Source organism: Mesorhizobium sp. M0676 (assembly GCF_040320535.1).
In the GTDB taxonomy this organism is placed as follows: Bacteria; Pseudomonadota; Alphaproteobacteria; order Rhizobiales; family Rhizobiaceae; genus Mesorhizobium.
Window position 1 is genome coordinate 1 of sequence record NZ_JAMYPU010000051.1, and the last position, 22,626, is coordinate 22,626.

Consider the following 22,626-nt stretch of genomic DNA (forward strand, 5'->3'; position numbering starts at 1 on the left):
GCCATGGAAGAGAAGCTGCGCTTCGCCATCCGTGAAGGCGGCCGCACCGTCGGTGCCGGCATCGTCGTCACCATCAAAGAGTAATCGAGCCCGGCATCGCCGGATCGAAACGGATAGGGGCGGCCCTCGGGCCGCCCTTTTTCGTTGGCCAGATGTGCCTGTTTGGGGTCCCAATCTCTGTTGCAAGTCTGTGAGCCTCTACAGTATAGATTGCGTTGAGGGCTTGGTCGGATGGTTCCACAGCACCGTTTGCATAGTCGGCCATGGTTGGCACTGGGGCTGATCTGCCTGGTGTCGATGCTTGCCGTGGGCAGCGCCGCCTTCGCGGCCGAGACAAAAAATTCAGAGCCGGATCCGGATCCGCCGATGCGGTTCGTCGTCGTGCGCAGCGACGCGGCGGGCTGTGAGCCGACCTGTCCGGAATGGATATCGGCCGAGGGTGCGATATCGGCCAAGTCGCCGGCGCTGCTCAAGGCTGCCCTGAAAACGCTCGGCGGCCGCAAATTGCCGATCGTCATCAACTCTCCCGGCGGCGATGTCGATGCAGCCATCGCCATGGGCCGGATGATACGCAAGAACAAGCTCGACATCGCGGTCGGCAGGACCTGGTTCGTCGGCTGCGAGCCAGGGGTGAAAAACTGCAAGGAGAACGACGCCAGAGGCGCGCACTATATCGGCAGCCCCTATGTGCTCGGCAGCTATTGCGCATCCGCTTGTCCAATGATGCTGGCCGGCGGCACCAGGCGCCTGGTCGGGCCGCTGGCCTATCTCGGCGTCCACCAGATCACCACCACGATCGTGCAGATGAACGTGCAATATCAGGTCCGCTACCGGATCGTGAAAGGCAAGAAGCGGGTCATCAGCAAGAAGGTCGTCAGCCGCAAGAACACCGGGAGCTACAAGACCTACGAGATGAGCAAGGGGGTGGAGCGCAAGCTGTCCGCCTATTTCAAGGAGATGGGTGTCGACCTCAGCATCATCGAGACGATGAAGAGCACGCCGGCCAGCGACATCCAGCAGATCGACCTCAGCGACATGCTGACAATGAAGCTGGTCACCAGCGACGACGCTGCAGATTTGCTGACCAGCGCAAGCCTGTGCAGGCTGGACCTTCCGGCTCCGAATTGCCGGGAAATACCGGCGAACAAGCCAGCCGGCGGCCTGCCGGACGTGGCAAAGGCTGCGCCGCTGCCGCTGAAGCCGGAGAGCGCGCCGCACGATGACGGCATGCGCTTTGTCGTGGTTCGCGGCAGCAACCCGCTCTGCAATCCCGACTGCCCGGAATGGATTGCAGCGCAAGGCGCGATTACGCCCCAGACGCCGCAGAAACTCAGCCAATTGCTCGCCACGCTTGGCAACCGGCGGCTGCCGATGGTGATCAGCTCGCGAGGCGGCGACCTCTCCGGCGCCCTGGCGGCGGGCCGGATCATCCATGAAAAGAAGCTCGACGTTGCCGTTGCCCGCACCGATTTCGTCGGCTGCGACCCGGCAGAGTGGAATTGCCTGGCCAGGGAAGGCGCCTATGCCGGGCTGAGCGTCGATGGCGACGGCGACTGCGATTCGGCCTGCGCGCTCATGCTGGCCGGTGGCGCCAGGCGGCTTGTCGGTACCCAGGCGCGGCTCAGCCTCTATCTGATGGGGCAGAAGCAGGCGGTCAAGTCCTACCTCGACGAGATGGCGATCAGCCCCGCTTTGTTCAGGGCGCTCCAGGGCAGTTCGGTCGAGCGCCAGCTCGAACCCGACATGATGCTGAAGGTTGGCCTGACGACCGGGCGCCAGTCGGTGGATGCGCTGACGGGTTCCAGCATCTGCAAGTCGGCGCCGAAACCTGAGAATTGCCGCGTGGTGCCGTCGTCCAATGGCTGATCGCGCCTATCGTCATGGAAGAGAAAGGGGTCGGATGGGCGTGCTGGAGCCGAGGAAGGCGACGCCGGCAAGCGACATCACGCCGAAGCGCCGGCCAAATTGTAGCGCGGCGGGTTCACACTCGCCATCGAGGCAGGTTGAGCAGGGCGCGATTTCCGCTATCGTCGTGCCGGCGCCGGGCTGGCGGAGGATCGACAATGAGCCAGGACATCCCGACACTCTACGAATGGGCCGGCGGCATCGAAGCCCTCAACCGGCTGACGGAAACCTTTTACGACAAGGTGTCGCGCGACCCGGTGGTCGGCCCAGTGTTCAAACACATGTCGCCGGATCATCCCGCGCATGTCGCGGCCTTCATCGGCGAGGTTTTTGGCGGACCCAAGACCTACAGCGAACAGCATGGCGGCCATCGCGAGATGGTCATGCATCACTTGGGCAAGCATCTGACGGAGGAACAGCGCCGCCGCTGGATCAGCCTGCTTGCCGATGCCGCCGATGCGGTCGGGCTGCCGGACGATCCCGAATTCCGTTCCGCCTTCATGGGCTATGTCGAATGGGGGGCACGGCTTGCCAAGATGAATTCCACCCTCGGCGAGACCTGCGACCCGCAGACCGAACCGATGCCGGCCTGGGGCTGGGGCGTGCCGGGTGGGCCGTACAAGCCGCCGGCCGGGGGCTGAGCGCCGGCATGCGGCTTCAGGCAGGCGAAAAATCGAGATAGGCAGGGACGGGCTGGTCATCACCTATTCGGATTTTGGCAAAGGATCTGAAAGCGCGTCAGACAACTCTTTACAGCGCGCCCGGAAGCTTTTAGGAAGCGCCTGCGCTGAAACGCGCGTACGGGCATAGCTCAGTTGGTAGAGCGGCGGTCTCCAAAACCGCAGGTCGTAGGTTCGAGCCCTGCTGCCCGTGCCATTTTCCTCGTTGGAATCCGGCATTTTAGAAACGCCTTGTTTTGGCTCCTCGTTTGGTTGGGCTGAAGCCGCGTACTCGACGAGCGACGTTCCGAAGGCATGCGCAGAGCGAGAGCGCTGATGCGCAATGCCGAAGTCGGCGTATTTCCACGAACCGATTTCCTTGATTCAACTGCCATTGGCGAGCCAATGGCCATTTGCGTTCACAATTCAGAATAGGCCTATTTTGCTGCCGCCAGCTGCTTTTCAGCGGCTGCGAATTATTGGAAGCGGGATGCTGGCCTGGCTTCTGAAATTTTCTGAACAGGGCTCTTGAACCCGTTTTCGGGCCTTCCTAATTCGTTTCCCGCCGAGGCCGATTGGCTTGGCAAGAGGCGGCGCTGCTGGGCGGCGCCCTTGTACCCATGTTGCTTCAAGGAGGATGTGGCTATGAGAACCTTTGATACTCTCTATCGGACCACCGTCGGTTTCGACCGGCTTTTTGACATGCTCGACAGCGGCACGCGTCCGGACTGGCCGCCCTATAACATCGAGAAGGTCGACGAGAACGATTACCGTATCTCGATGGCCATCGCAGGCTTCAGCCAGGATGAGGTTGAGCTGACCCAGCATGGACCCGAACTGGTCGTAGTAGGCCAGAAGGCTGATGATCAGAGCGGACGCCAGCTGCTGCACCAGGGCATCGCCTACCGCAGTTTCAGGCAGACGTTCAAGCTTGCCGACCACATGAAGATCAAGGCAGCAAACCTTGAGAACGGTCTCCTGACCATCGACATCGTCCGTGAGATTCCCGAAGAGCTGAAGCCGCGCCGCATCAGCATCGGGGCCGGCGACGCCCAGGTGGGCGGCAAGCAGATCGCCCAGGATACGGAACGCACCCGCAAAGCGGCCTGATCGTATCGATTCAGTTATCCCTGCGGTCCGCCTCCCGGCTTCGGCCGGGAGGCCCAGATTGCGGAGAATGGAGATGGACAACTTCTACGAGACACCGACACTTTCTGCGGCACGCTCGGGCAAAATTGAAACTTCTTTGTGCCTGCTCGACAATCCAGACGACGTCATCAACCATCCACGCCTCAGCCGTGGAGAAAAGCGGGCACTGCTTTCCTCGTGGGCGTCCGATGCCTGCGCGGTGGAAAACCAGCCTGCCTTGCGCCGCCTGGACAACGGCACGGTAATCCCTGTCGACCAGATTCTGAGGGCGTTGAAGGCTCTGGATGAGAAACCCACGCTGGGGAAAGAGACTTCAGGCCGGGTGCTGCCTTGGCGACCCTCCACGCGCCGCAGCGGTCTCAAAGCTTGGCGGCGTCGTGGCCGTTCTTTCGGCCCCGACGATGACGACGACCCGCCCCCGTGCCCGGCAGTGATCGCGCCGCGCCCACGCCCACCATGCGGAATCGGCGCAGTGGCCGGGGTCGAACTCGCCTGTGCCTAACTAACCCTGGGTTGATCCAGCTGCCTCGCCAGGGGCAGATGGATTCCAACCTTGGGTGCTTCATTTGCTTTCCAAAACAGCAGGTCGCAGGTTCGTCCGCAACGCCATTTCCTCGAACTTGTAATCGCGTGCCTGATTTCCGGATCCACCTCCTGGAATTGGGGTCCGGCATTGAAAAAGGGCAGGTGGCTTGCCATATTGGGCGAACTGAGGCATAAGGCCTCGATAGCCGGGACGGGACGACTGGATGGTTCCGAGGCGGCGTTTGGTCATAAAGCGGACACTTGCCACTTGCGTGGATCAAGAATCGGTTTTATGTAGACACAACAGACACGCGACGCGTGGAGCTGGGAAGCCGGCTTTACGCGTCCGATTTGCATGGGCGAAATGGCGCTGATTCGGCGCCGACTTGAACCCAGGCGGCACGTCCCGGCCAGCGGGATCATCCAGGAGACCCGGCCAACGGGTCTTGAAGACAGAGCGGCATATGGCTTCGAAAACCACAAATCCTTTCGTCTTTCTCCAGCAGGTCCGCGCGGAAACTGCCAAGGTGACTTGGCCGTCGCGCCGGGAGACGATGATCTCGACGGTGATGGTGCTCGTATTCGCGGTCATCGCGATGATCTTTTTCTTCACCGCCGACGTGGCCATGGGCTACGCGATCGAGCGGTTACTGAGCCTCGGCCATTAAGTCCGGCGATTACGGAGAAGTCTTGAAATGACCGCGCGCTGGTACATCGTCCACGCCTATTCGAACTTCGAAAAGAAGGTCGCCGAGGACATTGAGAACAAGGCCAAGCAGAAGGGCCTGTCCGCCGATATCGAGCAGATCGTGGTGCCGACCGAGAAGGTCGTCGAAATCCGCCGCGGCCGCAAGGTCGATGCCGAGCGCAAGTTCTTTCCGGGCTATGTGCTGCTCAAGGCCAATCTGACCGATGCGGTGTTCTCGCTGGTCAAGAACACGCCGAAGGTCACCGGCTTCCTCGGTGACTCCAAGCCGGTGCCGATCACCGAAGCCGAGGCGCAGCGCATCCTGAACCAGGTTCAGGAAGGCGTCGAGCGGCCGAAGCCCTCGGTCACTTTCGAGATCGGCGAGGCGATCCGCGTTTCGGATGGTCCGTTCGCCTCGTTCAACGGTTTCGTCCAGGAAGTGGACGAGGAGCGGGCGCGGCTCAAGGTGGAAGTTTCGATCTTCGGGCGCGCCGTGCCGGTCGATCTGGAATTCGGACAGGTCGAAAAGGGCTGATCCGAAAACCCTGCGCCGGTTCGCCGGCAAGGGGAGGCGGCGCGGAAAGCGCGCGGCCATGAACGGGTGGGAGGCGAATGCGGCTTTAGCCGGCCGCGCGGACCGCACCACCAGACTGCAACCGCCGGTGTTCCCGATACTGGGGCCGGCATGAGATAAAGGCAGGAAAGAGATGGCTAAGAAAATTGCAGGCCAGCTCAAGCTCCAGGTCAAAGCGGGATCGGCTACGCCGTCTCCGCCGATCGGCCCGGCACTTGGTCAGCGCGGCATCAACATCATGGAATTCTGCAAGGCGTTCAACGCGCAGACCCAGGAAATGGAAAAGGGATCGCCGATCCCGGTCGTCATCACCTATTACCAGGACAAGTCCTTCACCTTCGTCATGAAGACGCCGCCGGTGAGCTACTTCCTGAAAAAGGCGGCGAACTTGACTTCGGGTTCGAAAGAGCCGGGCAAGATCAAGGCCGGCACGATCGGCCGCGACAAGGTGCGCGCCATCGCCGAACAGAAGATGAAGGATCTGAACGCAAACGACGTCGAGGCGGCCATGCGCATGGTCGAGGGCTCCGCCCGCTCGATGGGTCTGGAAGTGGTGGGCTGAGATCATGGCAAAGATTGCAAAGCGTGTATCGAAGTCCCGCGACGGCATCGACCCCAACAAGGCCTATGCCCTTGGTGAGGCGCTGAAGCTGCTCAAGGACCGTTCGACGGTGAAGTTCGACGAGACCATCGAAGTTGCGATGAACCTCGGCGTCGACCCGCGCCATGCCGACCAGATGGTCCGCGGCGTGGTCAACCTGCCGAACGGCACCGGCCGCTCTGTCCGCGTCGCCGTGTTCGCACGTGGCGGCAAGGCCGATGAGGCTCGCGCCGCCGGCGCCGACATCGTCGGTGCCGAGGATCTGGTCGACATCGTCCAGAAGGGCACGATCGACTTCGATCGCTGCATCGCCACGCCGGACATGATGCCGCTGGTCGGCCGTCTGGGCAAGGTGCTGGGCCCGCGCGGCATGATGCCGAACCCGAAGGTCGGCACCGTCACCACCGACGTCGCCGCCGCCGTCAAGGCATCGAAGGGCGGCGCTGTCGAGTTCCGCGTCGAGAAGGCCGGCATCGTTCATGCCGGCGTCGGCAAGGTCTCGTTCGACGTCAAGGCGCTGGAAGAAAACGTCCGCGCCTTCGCCGATGCCGTGACCAAGGCAAAGCCGGCTGGCGCCAAGGGCAACTACGTCAAGAAGGTGTCGGTCACCTCGACGATGGGCCCGGGCCTCAAGCTCGACGTCTCGACGCTCGCAGCGTCTTGATACGAACATCTGGATCGGCTGCCAAGGCGCTGATCCGCAAGTGAATTCCGGGCCTCCGACTTGTCGGCGGCCCGGTACCGGAAGTCGAGAGGCTTCCGGACATCCTGTCCGAGATTGCAGGCGGCCCAGAAGCCTTAATTGAATTGGGCCTGCATGAGACGGGTGAAAACCGGACAACGGAGCGACAAGCTCCAATGAAAGGTTCGAACCGTGTTTGCCTTTTGTCTGCGCATCTCCGGCTTGCCGTCGATGTGGCGAAAGGGGGCAGGATCCTCGAGCGTCGTTCGGGAGATCTGTAATGGATGGCCCGGCCGGCAAAAAGGCAACCCGACGCCTGTCCCACTAGCGGGGCAGGGGTCAACTGGAGATAGGCAGTGGACAGAGCGGAAAAACGCGAACTCGTCACGGGCCTGAATGGTGCTTTTGCAGGCGCTGGTTCAGTCGTCGTGGCCCACTACGCCGGTATCACCGTCGCGCAAATGAACGACCTTCGGTCGAAAATGCGCGCTGCCGGTGGCACCGTCAAAGTCGCGAAGAACCGTCTCGCCAAAATCGCTCTTCAGGGCACGGACTCCGCATCGATCATCGACCTGTTCAAGGGACAGACGCTGATCGCTTATTCGGAGGATCCGATTGCGGCGCCGAAGGTCGCGTCCGATTTCGCCAAGGGAAATGACAAGTTGGTCATTCTCGGCGGCGCAATGGGCACCACCTCGCTCAACGCCGACGGTGTGAAGGCACTCGCCACACTTCCGTCGCTCGATGAGCTGCGCGCCAGGCTGGTTGGCATGATCGCCACGCCGGCAACCCGGATCGCCCAGATCGTCAATGCGCCAGCGGCTTCGGTCGCGCGCGTCATCGGCGCTTACGCCCGGAAGGACGAGGCGGCATGAGGCCGTTCCTCGCTATCACAAACACACGTTCGAACCTGATGAAGGAATACAACAATGGCTGATCTGGCAAAGATCGTAGACGACCTTTCGAAGCTGACCGTCCTCGAGGCGGCCGAACTGTCGAAGCTTCTGGAAGAAAAGTGGGGCGTTTCGGCTGCTGCTCCGGTGGCGGTTGCCGCTGCCGGCGGCGCTGCCGCTGCTGCTGCTCCGGCTGAGGAAAAGACGGAATTCGACGTCGTCCTCACCGAGGCAGGCGCTCAGAAGATCAACGTCATCAAGGAAGTCCGCGCCATCACCGGCCTGGGCCTCAAGGAAGCCAAGGATCTGGTCGAAGCAGCTCCGAAGCCGGTCAAGGAAGCCGTTTCCAAGGCTGACGCTGAGAAGTTCAAGGCCCAGCTGGAAGCAGCCGGCGCCAAGGTCGACCTGAAGTAAGCGTAAAAGCGGCGGGCGGCCTCGCGCCGTCCGCCACTCCCTTCACCAGAGGGGAGGATGCGTAGCGCGAGATGTACGAGAACCTCTTTCCTGAGGGCCGAAACCGGCCTTCAGGAAACGGGTTTTCTCCCGTTTTAGCCGTCGCCGCCAGGCGGCGGGAAACAGATCAGGGGCCGCCGCCGAGGTGGCCGCGCATGCAAGGTGAGCCGCGGCGAGGCTCGCCCCGAGTTTATAGCTAAGGAGCGACGATGGCCCAGACCCAGACTTTCAATGGCCGCAGACGCGTACGCAAGTTCTTCGGAAAGATTCCGGAAGTTGCGGAGATGCCGAACCTGATCGAGGTTCAAAAAGCATCCTATGACCAGTTCCTGATGGTGGCGGAGCCCAAGGGTGGGCGTCCGGACGAGGGACTGCAGGCCGTTTTCAAGTCGGTTTTCCCGATCTCCGATTTCTCCGGCTCCTCGATGCTGGAGTTCGTGAAGTACGAGTTCGAAGGACCGAAATTCGACGTTGACGAATGCCGTCAGCGCGACCTGACCTATGCCGCGCCACTCAAGGTGACGCTGCGCCTCATCGTGTTCGATATCGACGAGGATACCGGCGCAAAGTCGATCAAGGACATCAAGGAGCAGGACGTCTATATGGGCGACATGCCGCTCATGACGCTCAACGGCACCTTCATCGTCAATGGCACGGAGCGCGTCATCGTCTCGCAGATGCACCGTTCGCCGGGCGTCTTCTTCGACCATGACAAGGGCAAGTCGCACTCCTCGGGCAAGCTTTTGTTTGCGGCGCGCGTCATTCCCTATCGCGGTTCGTGGCTCGACATCGAGTTCGATTCCAAGGACGTCGTGCACGCCCGCATCGACCGCCGCCGCAAGATTCCGGTGACGTCGCTCTTGATGGCGCTCGGCATGGACGGCGAAGAAATCCTGTCGACCTTCTACAACAAGATCACCTACAAGCGCGCCGGCGACCACTGGCGCATCCCGTTCAACGTCGAGCGTTTCCGCGGCCTGAAGGCCGTTGGCGACCTCGTCGATGCCGATACCGGCGAAGTTGTCGTCGAGGCCGGCAAGAAGATCACCGCCCGCCAGGCAAGAGCGCTTGGCGAAAAGGGTCTGAAGGCGATCAAGGCGACCGACGAGGATCTGCTCGGCAATTACCTGGCCGAGGACATCGTCAACTACGGCACCGGTGAGATTTTCCTCGAAGCCGGCGACGAGATCGACGAAAAGACGCTGAAGGTGCTGCTCGGCACGGGCGAAAGCGAGATCAAGGTTCTCGACATCGACCACGTCAATGTCGGCGCCTACATCCGCAATACGCTCAACGTCGACAAGAACGAGAGCCGCCAGGACGCACTGTTCGACATCTACCGTGTCATGCGCCCGGGCGAGCCGCCGACGCTTGAAACCGCCGAAGCCATGTTCAACTCGCTGTTCTTCGACTCGGAGCGCTACGACCTGTCGGCCGTCGGCCGCGTCAAGATGAACATGCGCCTCGAGCTCAAGGCTGAGGACACCGTGCGCGTGCTGCGCAAGGACGACATCCTGGCGGTGGTCAAGACGCTGGTCGAACTACGCGACGGCAAGGGCGAGATCGACGACATCGACAATCTCGGCAACCGCCGCGTGCGTTCCGTCGGCGAGCTGATGGAGAACCAATACCGCGTCGGCCTGCTGCGCATGGAGCGCGCGATCAAGGAACGTATGTCCTCGATCGAGATCGACACGGTGATGCCGCAGGACCTGATCAACGCCAAGCCGGCGGCTGCCGCCGTGCGCGAGTTCTTCGGTTCCTCGCAGCTGTCGCAGTTCATGGATCAGACCAACCCGCTGTCGGAGATCACCCACAAGCGCCGCTTGTCGGCACTTGGACCGGGCGGTCTGACCCGCGAGCGCGCCGGCTTCGAAGTGCGTGACGTGCACCCGACGCATTACGGCCGCATCTGCCCGATCGAGACGCCGGAAGGCCCGAACATCGGTCTGATCAACTCGCTGGCGACCTTCGCGCGGGTCAACAAGTACGGCTTCATCGAAAGCCCGTACCGCAAGATCGTCAACGGCAAGCTGACCAATGAGGTCGTCTATCTCTCCGCTATGGAAGAGTCCAAGCACCACGTCGCGCAGGCCAATGCCGAGCTCGACAAGAATGGTGGTTTCGTCGACGAATTCGTCATTTGCCGCAGCGCCGGCGAAGTGATGATGGCGCCGCGCGAAAACGTCGATCTGATGGACGTGTCGCCCAAGCAGATGGTGTCCGTGGCCGCGGCGCTGATCCCGTTCCTCGAGAACGACGACGCCAACCGCGCGCTGATGGGCTCCAACATGCAGCGCCAGGCCGTGCCGCTGGTGCGCGCCGAAGCGCCGTTCGTCGGCACCGGCATGGAGCCGATCGTTGCCCGTGACTCGGGCGCCGCCATCGGCGCCCGCCGCGGCGGCATCGTCGACCAGGTGGACGCGACGCGTATCGTCATCCGCGCCACGGAAGATCTCGATCCCGGCAAGTCGGGCGTCGACATCTACCGGCTGATGAAGTTCCAGCGTTCGAACCAGAACACCTGCATCAACCAGCGTCCGCTGGTGCGCATGGGCGACCGCGTCAACAAGGGCGACATCATCGCCGACGGTCCGTCGACCGAGCTCGGCGATCTGGCGCTCGGCCGCAACGTGCTGGTCGCGTTCATGCCGTGGAACGGCTACAACTACGAGGACTCGATCCTGCTCTCTGAGCGCATCGTGGCCGACGACGTCTTCACCTCGATCCACATCGAGGAATTCGAGGTCATGGCCCGCGACACCAAGCTTGGACCGGAGGAAATCACACGCGACATTCCGAACGTTTCGGAAGAAGCGCTGAAGAACCTCGACGAAGCCGGCATCGTCTATATCGGCGCGGAAGTGCAGCCGGGCGACATCCTGGTTGGCAAGATCACGCCGAAGGGCGAAAGCCCGATGACGCCGGAAGAAAAGCTCCTGCGCGCCATCTTCGGGGAAAAGGCGTCGGACGTTCGCGACACCTCGATGCGCATGCCTCCGGGCACCTTCGGCACCGTCGTCGAAGTGCGCGTCTTCAACCGCCACGGCGTCGAGAAGGACGAGCGCGCTATGGCGATCGAACGCGAGGAGATCGAACGCCTCGCCAAGGACCGCGACGACGAGCAGGCGATCCTCGACCGCAACGTCTATTCGCGTCTTTCCGACGTTCTCGTCGGCAAGGAAGCGATTGCCGGGCCGAAGGGCTTCAAGAAGGGCTCGAAGCTGTCGAAGGACACGCTTGACGAGTATCCACGTTCGCAGTGGTGGCAGTTTGCGGTGGAGAACGAAAAGCTCCAGAGCGAACTGGAAGCCCTGCGTGGCCAGTACGACGATTCCAAGAAGGCGCTCGAGCAGCGCTTCATGGACAAGGTCGAGAAGGTGCAGCGCGGCGACGAAATGCCTCCGGGCGTCATGAAGATGGTCAAGGTCTTCGTGGCCGTGAAGCGTAAGATGCAGCCGGGCGACAAGATGGCGGGACGTCACGGCAACAAGGGTGTCGTGTCGCGGATCGTTCCGGTCGAGGACATGCCTTTCCTCGAGGACGGCACGCATGCCGATATCGTGCTCAACCCGCTGGGTGTGCCGAGCCGCATGAATGTCGGCCAGATCCTGGAAACCCATCTGGGCTGGGCATGCGCGGGCATGGGCAAGAAGATCGGCGAGCTGATCGACGCGTACAAGACGGCTGGAGACATCAAGCCGTTGCGCAAGACGCTTGAGAGCTTCATCCCGGCCAACGACCGCAACGAGCCGGTCCGCGAATATGACGACGAGAGCATCGTTCGCCTCAGCGAGCAGATGCGCCGCGGCGTCTCCATCGCGACACCGGTGTTCGACGGCGCGCATGAAGTCGACATCAACATCATGCTGGAGCAGGCAGGCCTGCACACCAGCGGTCAGTCGCAGCTCTATGACGGACGCACCGGCGAGCCGTTCGATCGCAAGGTGACGATGGGCTATATCTATATGCTCAAGCTTCACCACCTGGTGGACGACAAGATCCACGCGCGTTCGATCGGTCCGTACTCGCTCGTTACCCAGCAGCCGCTGGGCGGCAAGGCGCAGTTCGGTGGCCAGCGCTTCGGCGAAATGGAGGTCTGGGCGCTGGAAGCCTATGGCGCGGCCTACACGCTGCAGGAAATGCTGACGGTGAAGTCGGACGATGTCGCCGGCCGCACCAAGGTCTACGAGGCGATCGTGCGCGGCGACGACACGTTCGAGGCCGGCATTCCCGAGAGCTTCAACGTGCTCGTCAAGGAAATGCGGTCTCTCGGCCTCAATGTCGAGCTGGAGAATACCAAGCTCGACGACAACCCTGTCCGGCTGCCAGATGCTGCCGAATAGGGGCGCGGCCGAGTAAGCAAGACATCCGGTCGCGGAACGCCGCGACCGGATGCAACAAATTCTACGGCCAGTGGGCCGACCACTCAGCGGGCATTTGGCCCGCGTTAGATGCAAGGGGTTTTCGAGGACCCCGAAAAGGAGAACGGCATGAACCAAGAGGTCATGAATCTCTTCAATCCGCAGGCGCCGGCGCAGGTGTTCGATTCCATTCGGATATCGCTCGCCAGCCCTGAGAAGATTCTGTCCTGGTCGTTCGGCGAGATCAAGAAGCCGGAGACCATCAACTACCGCACCTTCAAGCCGGAGCGTGACGGTCTGTTCTGTGCGCGCATTTTTGGCCCGATCAAGGACTATGAATGCCTGTGCGGCAAGTACAAGCGCATGAAGTACAAGGGCGTCATCTGCGAAAAGTGCGGCGTCGAAGTCACGCTGTCGCGCGTTCGCCGCGAACGCATGGGCCACATCGAGCTGGCGGCACCTGTCGCTCACATCTGGTTTCTGAAGTCGCTGCCGTCGCGCATCGGCACGCTGCTCGACATGACCCTGAAGGACATCGAGCGCGTCCTCTACTTCGAGAACTACATCGTCACGGAGCCTGGCCTCACTGCGCTGAAGGAGCACCAGCTGCTCAGCGAGGAAGAGTACATGATCGCCGTCGACGAGTATGGCGAGGATTCGTTCACCGCCATGATCGGCGCCGAGGCCATTCATGACCTTCTGGCCGGCATGGACCTGGAGAAGATCGCCGGCGACCTGCGTTCGGAACTGGCTTCGACCACGTCCGAGCTGAAGCAGAAGAAGTATCTGAAGCGGCTCAAGGTCGTCGAGAATTTCATGGAGTCCGGCAACCGTCCGGAATGGATGATCATGAAGGTGGTTCCGGTGATCCCGCCGGACCTGCGCCCGCTGGTTCCTCTGGATGGTGGACGTTTCGCGACGTCCGACCTGAACGATCTCTATCGCCGCGTCATCAACCGCAACAACCGTCTGAAGCGGCTGATCGAGCTGCGCGCCCCCGGCATCATCGTGCGCAATGAAAAGCGCATGCTGCAGGAAGCCGTCGATGCGCTGTTCGACAACGGCCGTCGCGGCCGCGTCATCACCGGCGCCAACAAGCGTCCGCTGAAGTCGCTGTCCGACATGTTGAAGGGCAAGCAGGGCCGGTTCCGCCAGAACCTGCTCGGCAAGCGCGTCGACTATTCGGGCCGTTCGGTCATCGTCACCGGTCCGGAGCTCAAGCTGCACCAATGCGGCCTGCCGAAGAAGATGGCGCTCGAACTCTTCAAGCCGTTCATCTACGCCCGCCTCGACGCCAAGGGGTTCTCCTCGACCGTCAAGCAGGCCAAGAAGCTGGTCGAGAAGGAGCGTCCGGAAGTCTGGGATATCCTCGACGAGGTCATCCGCGAGCATCCGGTGCTCTTGAACCGTGCACCGACGCTGCACCGCCTCGGCATCCAGGCGTTCGAGCCGATCCTGATCGAAGGCAAGGCGATCCAGCTGCATCCGTTGGTCTGTACCGCCTTCAACGCCGACTTCGACGGTGACCAGATGGCTGTTCACGTGCCGCTGTCGCTCGAAGCGCAGCTTGAAGCCCGCGTGCTGATGATGTCGACCAACAACATCCTGCACCCGGCTTCCGGCGCGCCGATCATCGTGCCGTCGCAGGACATGGTCCTGGGTCTCTACTATCTCTCGATCGTCAATCAGAACGAGCCGGGCGAGGGCATGGTGTTTGCCGACATGGGCGAACTCCAGCACGCGCTCGAGACCAAGGCGGTGACGCTGCACTCCAAGATCAAGGGTCGCTTCCGCACGGTCGACGCCGAAGGCAAGGTCGTGTCGAAAATCTACGACACCACGCCTGGCCGCATGATCATCGGCGAGCTGCTGCCGAAGAACGTCAATGTGCCTTACGAGACGGCCAACCAGGAGATGACCAAGAAGAACATCTCCAAGATGATCGACACCGTCTACCGCCACTGCGGTCAGAAGGAGACGGTCATTTTCTGCGACCGCATCATGGCCCTCGGCTTCAGCCACGCCTGCCGCGCCGGCATTTCGTTCGGCAAGGACGACATGCTGATCCCGGACGCCAAGATCAAGCTGGTTTCCGACACCGAGGCTTTGGCCAAGGAATACGAGCAGCAGTACAATGACGGCCTGATCACGCAGGGCGAGAAGTACAACAAGGTCGTCGACGCCTGGGCGAAGTGCTCGGAAAAGGTCGCCGACGAGATGATGGCCCGCATCAAGGCCGTCGAGTTCGAGGACAGTGGCCGTCAAAAGCCGATGAACTCGATCTACATGATGTCGCATTCGGGTGCGCGTGGTTCGCCCACCCAGATGCGTCAGCTCGCCGGCATGCGCGGCCTGATGGCAAAGCCCTCGGGTGAAATCATCGAGACGCCGATCATCTCGAACTTCAAGGAAGGCCTGACCGTGCTCGAGTACTTCAACTCGACCCACGGCGCCCGCAAGGGTCTGGCCGACACCGCCTTGAAGACGGCGAACTCGGGCTACCTCACCCGTCGTCTGGTCGACGTGGCGCAGGACTGCATCGTCAACTCCGTGGATTGCGGCACCGACAAGGGCCTCACCATGCAGCCGATCGTCGATGCCGGTCAGGTCGTTGCTTCGGTCGGTCAGCGCGTGCTGGGCCGCACCTCGCTCGACGACATCACGCATCCGGTTTCGGGCGAAGTTCTGGTCAAGGCCGGAACGCTGATGGACGAACGTGACGTGGAAAAGATCGAAAAGGCCGGCGTGCAGTCGGTCCGCATTCGCTCGGCACTGACCTGCGAGGTCAGGATCGGCGTGTGCGCGGTCTGCTACGGACGCGATCTTGCCCGCGGCACCCCGGTCAACCAGGGCGAAGCCGTCGGCGTCATCGCGGCGCAGTCGATCGGCGAGCCGGGCACCCAGCTCACCATGCGTACCTTCCACATGGGCGGTACGGCGCAGGTGGTGGACAGCTCGTTCCTTGAAGCCTCGTATGAGGGCAAGGTCGAGATCCGCAACCGCAACGTGGTGCGCAACTCGGACGGCCAGCAGATGGTCATGGGCCGCAACATGGCGGTGCTGATCCTCGACGAAGCCGGCAAGGAGCGTGCCTCGCATCGCCTTACCTATGGTTCGCGCATCTTCGTGGACGATGGCGACAAGGTGAAGCGGGGCCAGCGTATCGCCGAATGGGATCCCTATACCCGCCCTGTCCTTACCGAAATCGAGGGCAAGGTGTCGTACGAGGATCTGGTCGACGGCATTTCCGTTCAGGAAACGGCCGACGAATCGACCGGCATCACCAAGCGCGAGGTCATCGACTGGCGCTCGACGCCACGCGGCAACGACCTCAAGCCGGCGATCGCGATCCTTGACCCCAAGGGCAAGGTCGGCAAGCTGTCGAAGGGCGGCGACGCCCGCTTCCTGCTCTCGGTCGAGGCCATTCTTTCGGTCGAGCCGGGTTCGCAGGTTCGTCCCGGCGACGTTTTGGCGCGTATCCCGATGGAAAGCGCCAAGACCAAGGATATCACCGGTGGTCTGCCGCGTGTTGCCGAACTGTTCGAGGCACGTCGTCCGAAGGATCACGCCATCATCGCAGAGATCGATGGCACGATCCGCTTCGGCCGCGACTACAAGAACAAGCGCCGCATCATCATCGAGCCGCATGACTCGACGCTTGAGCCGGTCGAATACCTGATCCCGAAGGGCAAGCCGTTCCATCTCCAGGACGGCGACGTCATCGAGAAGGGCGACTACATCCTCGACGGCAATCCGGCGCCGCACGACATCCTGGCGATCAAGGGCGTGGAAGCACTTGCTTCCTACCTCGTGAACGAAATCCAGGAAGTCTACCGTCTGCAGGGCGTGTCGATCAACGACAAGCATATCGAGGTGATCGTTCGCCAGATGCTGCAGAAGGTCGAGATCACGGTGCAGGGCGACTCGACCTACATTCCGGGCGACCACGTCGACGTGATCGAACTGGAAGAGGTCAACGAGCGCCTGGTCGAGGACGGCAAGAAGCCGGCCGAAGGCCAGCCAGTGCTGCTGGGCATAACCAAGGCCTCGCTGCAGACGCCGTCCTTCATCTCGGCCGCCTCCTTCCAGGAGACGACCAGGGTGCTGACCGAAGCTGCGGTTGCCGGCAAGACCGACATGCTGCAGGGCCTGAAGGAAAACGTCATCGTCGGCCGGCTGATCCCGGCCGGTACCGGCGGCACGATGAGCCAGATCCGGCGCATCGCCACCTCGCGCGACGAACTGATCATCGACGAGCGCCGCAAGGCCTCCGGTGTCGAGGTCGCCGAGCCGATGCTGACCGACATGGTCAACGCCGCGCAGTAAGCGCGGTAGGACGAGAAGAAGGAAGGGGGCCCCAGCGGCCCCTTTTCGCGTTTTGACCCCTAATCGAATCGAGGAAAACATGAGCAAGAAGGTTTGGACTGACGTCGACGACTACATCGTTTCCTCTCTCTTCGAAGCAGATCCCATCCTCGAAGCGGTGCTTGCGGCCAACCGCGACCAGGGCCTGCCGGCCATCGACGTATCGCCGGCGCAGGGCAAGCTGCTGTCGCTGCTGGTCCGCATCAGCGGCGCCAGGAAGGTGCTGGAGATCGGCACGCTTGGCGGCTACTCGACCATCTGGATGGCAAGGGGATTGCCCGTCGGCGGCAAGATCGTGACGCTCGAACTCGAGCCGCATCATGCAAAAGTCGCGCACTCGAATCTTGAGCGGGCAGGGGTGTCGGACAAGGTCGAACTCAGGATCGGCCCCGCGCTTCAGTCGCTTGAGACGCTGGCTGCCGAAAATGCCGGTCCGTTCGATCTGATCTTCATCGACGCGGACAAGCCGAACAACCCGAATTATCTGTCATGGGCCATGCGCCTGTCGCGGCCGGGGACGGTCATCATCTGCGACAATGTCATCCGCGACGGCACCGTGCTCAACGACGATGGCCGTGATGCCTATGTCGAAGGCGCACGCGGTGCGTTTTCCTTCATCGGCGGCGACAAGCGCCTGGACGGCACCGCCATCCAGACCGTCGGCGCCAAAGGCTATGACGGGTTTGCGATTGCGATCGTCGAGTAAGGCTGCATGGTGAGTGTCCAGACTGCGGTCCGGCAGAACTCATCGTTCAATCGAAGAACGCTCCCACCACATTGCGCTTGCCGAGCATGAAGGCGTCGGCCACGTGCTGCAGGGGTGCCAAATCGACATCGGAGACGCCGGCGGGTACGATTTCAGCGAAGCGCCGGTAAAGCTGGGGATATTCGGCCTCCGGCTCGTCGTGAACCACCTTGCCGTCGATGGCGAGCTTGGTGCCGCCGCCGGACAGCACCATCTTGCCCTTGTCGGTGTCGGCCAGGATGTCCCAGCTCTGTGGTCCCGTCTGCAGCCAGTCGAGCTCCATGGTCACCGGCAACCCATCCGAGGTACGGAAGGTCACGTGGGCCGCCACAGGCGAGGCGCGGTTTTCCGGGAAGTCGAGGACGGCCGAGGTGATGAACATCGCCGGCAGGATGTGGGTCACGATCGACAGCGCGTTGATGCCTGGATCGAAGACGCCGAATCCGCCCGGCGCCCAGATCCAGTCCTGGTTCGGGTGCCAGCGGCGGACGTCTTCTTTCCAGACGATTGCCGCCGAGCTGATTTTGGCTGATTTCAGAAAAGTCCGCGCGGCTTCCACCGCCGGCGCGTAGCGCGAATGCCAGCTGGCGAACAGGGTGACTCCATTGGCGTCCGCCAGCCGCTTCAGGTCCTCGACCTCGCTGACGGTGGCGCCCGGCGGCTTTTCCAGGAAGACATGCTTTTTTGCCATCAACGCGGTGCGAGCCGCGTCGTAGCGGAATTGCGGCGGCATGCAGAGCGACACGGCCTCGAGGTCTGGCACCCCGTCGAGCATTGCTTCGATGGTTGGGAAGTTGGGGATGTTTTCCACCTTGCCGTGCCGGCTGGCGGCGGCGATCAGGCGGTAATCTGCATCCTTGGCCACCGCCGGCAGATGCTGGTCGCGCACGATCTTGCCCACGCCGACGATGCCGAGCTTGATGGGGTCATTGTTCGAAGGCATGGGAACTCCGCGGGCAGGAACTTTGGTTCTTGGATTTTGTCAGGTTCTTAGCAGAGAACCGGTGCCGGGCAAGCCGGCGTGGTGACAGGTGCGAGCCGTCAGCGCACCTGCGACTCAGAGCGGAACTTCGAATGTCACGATCGACACTTCGCCTTCGAGCGCGCCCTGGAAGGCGGACAGATGCGGCTCATCGTCCGGTACGCCTTCCATATCGCCGATCTGGTCGAGCTCAGCTTCGGCATAGCCTTCGGCGGCGAGCGATTCGAGCGCCCGGCGCACGGCCGAATCGTCATCGGGCGCGACCAGCATCACATGCACGCCTTCCGGCTTGCCGCCCTTCTTTTTCCAGACGCGGCCGGTGATGATAGTCACCGGGCGCTCCTCATTGTCGTTCACGGGCTGATTCCTCTTGAGACTCGGGCGGGCGAGGGGTTTCGGGCTGTCCATGCCGCCTTTTGCCATGAAGCGCCGGTGCAGGACAGCCAAAAGCCGGTCACTTTCGTGCCTGACCGGTTACTTTCTTCCTTGCCATTGCAAAATGGCGAAAGAAAATTACATGCGGTTTCCGCATGGCTGCCACGCCCGGTTTGGCGCGCAATATTTGGCGTGCCGGGGTTGACGGTTCACGGTCTTGCGAGTAGAAGCCGCCCAGTCAGAACCGATGTGAGGCTCTCCCTTCCGAAGCGACACGCTTTGGAGTTTGCCTCAAACAGGGTTCGTTTTACGAGCGAAAAGACATTTCCGGCGCGCATGAAGCGGTTCCCGCTTCCTCTGCATTTTGTTCGGGCAGGACCGCGAGGCGCGGTTTATGGCCCGAATTTGCGTATGGAATTGGCGCTTTGAGCGGCCCTGACCGGGCGAGACACGGAATTGAGAGACAAGAGGGTTTAATGCCTACCGTCAACCAGCTGATCCGCAAGCCGCGCATTGCGCCGGTGAAGCGCAACAAGGTCCCGGCCATGCAGCAGAACCCGCAGAAGCGGGGCGTCTGCACGCGCGTCTATACAACGACGCCGAAGAAGCCGAACTCGGCACTGCGCAAGGTGGCCAAGATCCGCCTGACCAACGGCTTTGAAGTGATCGGCTACATCCCCGGCGAAGGCCACAACCTTCAGGAACACTCCGTGGTCATGATCCGCGGCGGCCGCGTCAAGGATCTTCCGGGCGTGCGCTACCACATCATCCGCGGCGTGCTCGACACGCAGGGCGTGAAGAACCGCAAGCAGCGCCGTTCGAAGTACGGCGCCAAGCGTCCGAAGTAAGGGGCGTCCGAAGTAAGATTTTCCGGCCCAGGCGCTGCTTGAATGCGTCGGGCTACGAGATTGAGAGACAAAAGCCATGTCGCGTCGTCACAGTGCAGAAAAGCGTGAGATCAATCCGGACCCGAAGTTCGGCGATCTGATCGTTACCAAGTTCATGAACGCCGTTATGTATGACGGCAAGAAGTCGGTTGCCGAGACCATCGTCTACGGTGCGCTCGACCAGGTTCAGTCGAAGACCAAGCAGGAGCCGGTCACCGTCTTCCATCAGGCGCTCGACAATGTCGCGCCGCATGTGGAAGTCCGGTCGCGCCGCGTCGGCGGCGCTACCTACCAGGTTCCGGTCGATGTGCGCCCCGAGCGCCGTCAGGCCCTGGCGATCCGCTGGCTGATCGCCGCGGCCCGCAACCGCAACGAGACCACCATGGTCGACCGCCTCTCCGGCGAGCTGATGGACGCGGCCAACAACCGCGGCACCGCCGTGAAGAAGCGTGAAGACACCCACAAGATGGCAGAAGCCAACCGCGCTTTCGCGCACTACCGCTGGTAAAGCGCGAACGAGACTGAGAAGGCATCCACGATGGCCCGCGAATACAAAATCGAAGACTACCGCAATTTCGGTATCATGGCGCATATTGACGCCGGCAAGACGACGACCACCGAGCGCGTCCTCTATTACACGGGCAAGTCGCACAAGATCGGCGAAGTCCACGACGGCGCTGCCACCATGGATTGGATGGAGCAGGAGCAGGAACGCGGCATCACCATCACGTCCGCCGCCACCACGACCTTCTGGAAGGGTCGCAGCGGCAAGATGTACCGCTTCAACATCATCGACACTCCCGGACACGTCGACTTCACCATCGAAGTCGAGCGTTCGCTGCGCGTGCTCGACGGCGCCATTGCGCTGCTCGATGCCAATGCCGGTGTTGAGCCGCAGACGGAAACCGTCTGGCGCCAGGCCGACAAGTACAAAGTTCCGCGCATGATCTTCTGCAACAAGATGGACAAGATCGGCGCCGACTTCTACCGCTCGGTCGAGATGATCGGCTCGCGTCTTGGTGCGCATGCCGTCGTCATGCAGTTGCCGATCGGCGCCGAGACCGAGTTCAAGGGTGTCGTCGATCTCGTCGAGATGAACGCGCTGGTCTGGCGCGACGAGACGCTGGGCGCTGCCTGGGACGTCGTCGAGATCCCGGCCGACCTGCAGGCTCGCGCCGAAGAATACCGCGAGAAGATGATCGAAGCCGCTGTCGAAATGGACGAGACGGCACTCGAGAATTACCTCGAAGGCAAGATGCCGTCGAATGACGAGATCCGCGCGCTGATCCGCAAGGGCACCATCGCCGTCAAGTTCTACCCGATGTTCTGTGGCTCGGCCTTCAAGAACAAGGGCGTGCAGCCGCTGCTCGACGCCGTCGTCGAATACCTGCCGTCGCCGGCCGATGTTCCCGCCATCAAGGGCGTCGACGCCAAGACCGACGCCGAGATCGAGCGTCATGCCGACGACAACGAGCCGCTGTCGATGCTGGCCTTCAAGATCATGAACGACCCGTTCGTCGGTTCGCTGACCTTTGCCCGCATCTATTCGGGCAAGCTGACCAAGGGCATCTCGGTCGATAACACCGTCAAGGGCAAGAAAGAGCGCATCGGCCGCATGCTGCAGATGCATGCGAATTCGCGCGCCGACGTCGAAGAAGCCTTTGCCGGCGACATCGTTGCTCTGGCTGGCCTCAAGGACACGACCACCGGCGACACGCTCAGCGATCCGCTGCACCCGGTCATCCTCGAGCGCATGGAATTCCCCGATCCGGTCATCCAGATCGCCATCGAGCCGAAGACCAAGAACGACCAGGAAAAGATGGGCCTCGCCCTTCACCGCCTGGCTGCCGAGGATCCGTCCTTCCGTGTCAAGACGGACGAGGAAAGCGGCCAGACCATCATTTCGGGCATGGGCGAACTTCACCTCGACATCATCGTCGACCGCATGCGTCGCGAGTTCAAGGTCGAGGCCAATGTCGGCGCGCCGCAGGTGGCTTACCGCGAGACCATCACCCGCAGGCACGAGCAGGACTACACCCACAAGAAGCAGACCGGCGGTACCGGTCAGTTCGCCCGCGTCAAGATCGTGTTCGAACCGAACCCGGAAAGCTCGGAGTTCGAGTTCGAGACCAAGATCGTCGGCGGTGCGGTTCCCAAGGAATACATCCCGGGTGTCGAAAAGGGCATCAACAGCGTCATGTCGTCGGGTCCGTTCGCGGGCTTCCCGATGATCGGCGTCAAGGCGACGCTTATCGACGGCGCTTACCACGATGTGGACTCCAGCGTTCTGGCCTTCGAAATCGCCGGCCGCGCCTGCTTCCGTGAAGCCGCACCCAAGCTTGGCGTGCAGCTGCTCGAGCCGATCATGAAGGTCGAAGTCGTGACCCCGGAAGACTATGTCGGCAGCGTCATCGGCGACCTGAACGGCCGTCGCGGCCAGATCCAGGGCCAGGAAGCGCGTGGCGTGGCTGTCGTCATCAACGCGATGGTGCCGCTGGCCAACATGTTCAAGTACGTCGACAACCTGCGCTCGATGAGCCAGGGCCGCGCGGCCTACACGATGCAGTTCGATCACTATGAGCCTGTGCCGACCGCGGTCGCCCAGGAAGTCCAGAAGAAATACGCGTAACCTGAACGGGTTGCATCGGTAACTTAATTCAAGGCCCGTACGGGCGAGCAGATTGGAGACATCACATGGCAAAAGGTAAATTCGAGCGTAACAAGCCTCATGTGAACATTGGCACGATTGGCCACGTCGATCATGGCAAGACGTCGCTGA

At 62.0% G+C, this 22,626-nt stretch carries 19 protein-coding genes and 1 tRNA gene; 18 read left to right on the top strand and 2 right to left on the bottom strand.

Annotation, left to right across the window (positions count from 1 at the left end):
- The 15 genes from NKI35_RS30100 to NKI35_RS30170 form a co-directional block, all read left to right on the top strand.
- The coding region (locus tag NKI35_RS30100) for an EF-Tu C-terminal domain-related protein (RefSeq protein WP_455749504.1) at nucleotides 1–84 on the top strand (84 nt) is incomplete at its 5' end.
- Between the two features lie 282 nt (nucleotides 85–366).
- A complete protein-coding gene (locus NKI35_RS30105; protein WP_352742401.1) occupies nucleotides 367–1,866 on the top strand; it encodes a COG3904 family protein in 1,500 nt (499 codons plus the stop codon).
- Between the two features lie 197 nt (nucleotides 1,867–2,063).
- The gene (locus NKI35_RS30110) at nucleotides 2,064–2,546 is read left to right on the top strand and encodes a group II truncated hemoglobin (RefSeq protein WP_352742403.1); all 483 of its coding nucleotides are present in this window, start codon (nucleotides 2,064–2,066) and stop codon (nucleotides 2,544–2,546) included.
- A 159-nt stretch (nucleotides 2,547–2,705) separates the two neighbouring features.
- Nucleotides 2,706–2,781, top strand: a tRNA-Trp gene (locus NKI35_RS30115).
- 428 nt (nucleotides 2,782–3,209) lie between these two features.
- Nucleotides 3,210–3,674, top strand: a complete 465-nt coding sequence (locus tag NKI35_RS30120) for an Hsp20 family protein (RefSeq protein ID WP_352742405.1) — start codon at nucleotides 3,210–3,212, stop codon at nucleotides 3,672–3,674.
- Nucleotides 3,675–3,747: 73 nt separating this feature from the next.
- Nucleotides 3,748–4,215: a hypothetical protein gene (locus tag NKI35_RS30125; RefSeq protein ID WP_023716380.1), complete on the top strand. Its 468-nt coding sequence runs from the start codon at nucleotides 3,748–3,750 to the stop codon at nucleotides 4,213–4,215.
- Nucleotides 4,216–4,702: 487 nt separating this feature from the next.
- Nucleotides 4,703–4,906, top strand: a complete 204-nt coding sequence (gene secE, locus NKI35_RS30130) for a preprotein translocase subunit SecE (RefSeq protein ID WP_023667439.1) — start codon at nucleotides 4,703–4,705, stop codon at nucleotides 4,904–4,906.
- A 27-nt stretch (nucleotides 4,907–4,933) separates the two neighbouring features.
- Nucleotides 4,934–5,461 carry a transcription termination/antitermination protein NusG gene (gene nusG / locus NKI35_RS30135; RefSeq protein WP_006333333.1) on the top strand — a complete coding sequence of 176 codons (528 nt, stop codon included), beginning with the start codon at nucleotides 4,934–4,936 and terminating at the stop codon, nucleotides 5,459–5,461.
- A gap of 172 nt (nucleotides 5,462–5,633) precedes the next feature.
- Nucleotides 5,634–6,062, top strand: a complete 429-nt coding sequence (gene rplK, locus NKI35_RS30140) for a 50S ribosomal protein L11 (protein ID WP_006333334.1) — start codon at nucleotides 5,634–5,636, stop codon at nucleotides 6,060–6,062.
- A 4-nt stretch (nucleotides 6,063–6,066) separates the two neighbouring features.
- Complete coding sequence (gene rplA, locus NKI35_RS30145) at nucleotides 6,067–6,765, top strand: 50S ribosomal protein L1 (protein WP_023667438.1); 699 nt, start codon at nucleotides 6,067–6,069, stop codon at nucleotides 6,763–6,765.
- Nucleotides 6,766–7,139: 374 nt separating this feature from the next.
- The gene (gene rplJ, locus NKI35_RS30150) at nucleotides 7,140–7,658 is read left to right on the top strand and encodes a 50S ribosomal protein L10 (RefSeq protein ID WP_023667437.1); all 519 of its coding nucleotides are present in this window, start codon (nucleotides 7,140–7,142) and stop codon (nucleotides 7,656–7,658) included.
- A 54-nt stretch (nucleotides 7,659–7,712) separates the two neighbouring features.
- Entirely contained in the window at nucleotides 7,713–8,090 is a 378-nt protein-coding gene (gene rplL / locus NKI35_RS30155; protein WP_023667436.1) for a 50S ribosomal protein L7/L12, read from the top strand.
- Nucleotides 8,091–8,338: 248 nt separating this feature from the next.
- Nucleotides 8,339–12,475, top strand: coding sequence for a DNA-directed RNA polymerase subunit beta (gene rpoB, locus NKI35_RS30160; RefSeq protein ID WP_023686024.1), 4,137 nt, complete (start codon nucleotides 8,339–8,341; stop codon nucleotides 12,473–12,475).
- A gap of 147 nt (nucleotides 12,476–12,622) precedes the next feature.
- Nucleotides 12,623–16,819: a DNA-directed RNA polymerase subunit beta' gene (gene rpoC / locus NKI35_RS30165; protein ID WP_023667434.1), complete on the top strand. Its 4,197-nt coding sequence runs from the start codon at nucleotides 12,623–12,625 to the stop codon at nucleotides 16,817–16,819.
- A 79-nt stretch (nucleotides 16,820–16,898) separates the two neighbouring features.
- A complete protein-coding gene (locus tag NKI35_RS30170) occupies nucleotides 16,899–17,564 on the top strand; it encodes an O-methyltransferase (RefSeq protein ID WP_023713031.1) in 666 nt (221 codons plus the stop codon).
- A gap of 46 nt (nucleotides 17,565–17,610) precedes the next feature.
- On the opposite strand, the gene NKI35_RS30175 is transcribed toward NKI35_RS30170, so the two are convergent.
- Complete coding sequence (locus tag NKI35_RS30175) at nucleotides 17,611–18,546, bottom strand: Gfo/Idh/MocA family protein (protein ID WP_352742407.1); 936 nt, start codon at nucleotides 18,544–18,546, stop codon at nucleotides 17,611–17,613.
- A 114-nt stretch (nucleotides 18,547–18,660) separates the two neighbouring features.
- Nucleotides 18,661–18,942, bottom strand: coding sequence for a transcriptional regulator (locus tag NKI35_RS30180; protein WP_023829547.1), 282 nt, complete (start codon nucleotides 18,940–18,942; stop codon nucleotides 18,661–18,663).
- A gap of 494 nt (nucleotides 18,943–19,436) precedes the next feature.
- Between NKI35_RS30180 and rpsL the strand changes: the two genes are divergently transcribed.
- The 3 genes from rpsL to fusA all read left to right on the top strand — a co-directional run bounded on the left by rpsL (nucleotide 19,437) and on the right by fusA (nucleotide 22,476).
- Entirely contained in the window at nucleotides 19,437–19,808 is a 372-nt protein-coding gene (gene rpsL, locus NKI35_RS30185) for a 30S ribosomal protein S12 (RefSeq protein ID WP_006333356.1), read from the top strand.
- A 76-nt stretch (nucleotides 19,809–19,884) separates the two neighbouring features.
- Nucleotides 19,885–20,355 carry a 30S ribosomal protein S7 gene (gene rpsG / locus NKI35_RS30190; protein ID WP_008875664.1) on the top strand — a complete coding sequence of 157 codons (471 nt, stop codon included), beginning with the start codon at nucleotides 19,885–19,887 and terminating at the stop codon, nucleotides 20,353–20,355.
- Nucleotides 20,356–20,385: 30 nt separating this feature from the next.
- Nucleotides 20,386–22,476 carry an elongation factor G gene (fusA, locus tag NKI35_RS30195; RefSeq protein WP_023667430.1) on the top strand — a complete coding sequence of 697 codons (2,091 nt, stop codon included), beginning with the start codon at nucleotides 20,386–20,388 and terminating at the stop codon, nucleotides 22,474–22,476.
- Nucleotides 22,477–22,626 lie beyond the last annotated feature (150 nt).

What these genes read in the sequence shown, in the direction of transcription:
- NKI35_RS30105 (WP_352742401.1), top strand. Translation starts at nt 367, where the DNA reads ATGCGGTTCGTCGTCGTGCGCAGCGACGCGGCGGGCTGTGAGCCGACC.
- NKI35_RS30110 (WP_352742403.1), top strand. Translation starts at nt 2,064, where the DNA reads ATGAGCCAGGACATCCCGACACTCTACGAATGGGCCGGCGGCATCGAA.
- NKI35_RS30120 (WP_352742405.1), top strand. Translation starts at nt 3,210, where the DNA reads ATGAGAACCTTTGATACTCTCTATCGGACCACCGTCGGTTTCGACCGG.
- NKI35_RS30125 (WP_023716380.1), top strand. Translation starts at nt 3,748, where the DNA reads ATGGACAACTTCTACGAGACACCGACACTTTCTGCGGCACGCTCGGGC.
- secE (WP_023667439.1), top strand. Translation starts at nt 4,703, where the DNA reads ATGGCTTCGAAAACCACAAATCCTTTCGTCTTTCTCCAGCAGGTCCGC.
- nusG (WP_006333333.1), top strand. Translation starts at nt 4,934, where the DNA reads ATGACCGCGCGCTGGTACATCGTCCACGCCTATTCGAACTTCGAAAAG.
- rplK (WP_006333334.1), top strand. Translation starts at nt 5,634, where the DNA reads ATGGCTAAGAAAATTGCAGGCCAGCTCAAGCTCCAGGTCAAAGCGGGA.
- rplA (WP_023667438.1), top strand. Translation starts at nt 6,067, where the DNA reads ATGGCAAAGATTGCAAAGCGTGTATCGAAGTCCCGCGACGGCATCGAC.
- rplL (WP_023667436.1), top strand. Translation starts at nt 7,713, where the DNA reads ATGGCTGATCTGGCAAAGATCGTAGACGACCTTTCGAAGCTGACCGTC.
- rpoB (WP_023686024.1), top strand. Translation starts at nt 8,339, where the DNA reads ATGGCCCAGACCCAGACTTTCAATGGCCGCAGACGCGTACGCAAGTTC.
- rpoC (WP_023667434.1), top strand. Translation starts at nt 12,623, where the DNA reads ATGAACCAAGAGGTCATGAATCTCTTCAATCCGCAGGCGCCGGCGCAG.
- NKI35_RS30170 (WP_023713031.1), top strand. Translation starts at nt 16,899, where the DNA reads ATGAGCAAGAAGGTTTGGACTGACGTCGACGACTACATCGTTTCCTCT.
- NKI35_RS30175 (WP_352742407.1), bottom strand. Translation starts at nt 18,546, where the DNA reads ATGCCTTCGAACAATGACCCCATCAAGCTCGGCATCGTCGGCGTGGGC.
- rpsL (WP_006333356.1), top strand. Translation starts at nt 19,437, where the DNA reads ATGCCTACCGTCAACCAGCTGATCCGCAAGCCGCGCATTGCGCCGGTG.
- rpsG (WP_008875664.1), top strand. Translation starts at nt 19,885, where the DNA reads ATGTCGCGTCGTCACAGTGCAGAAAAGCGTGAGATCAATCCGGACCCG.
- fusA (WP_023667430.1), top strand. Translation starts at nt 20,386, where the DNA reads ATGGCCCGCGAATACAAAATCGAAGACTACCGCAATTTCGGTATCATG.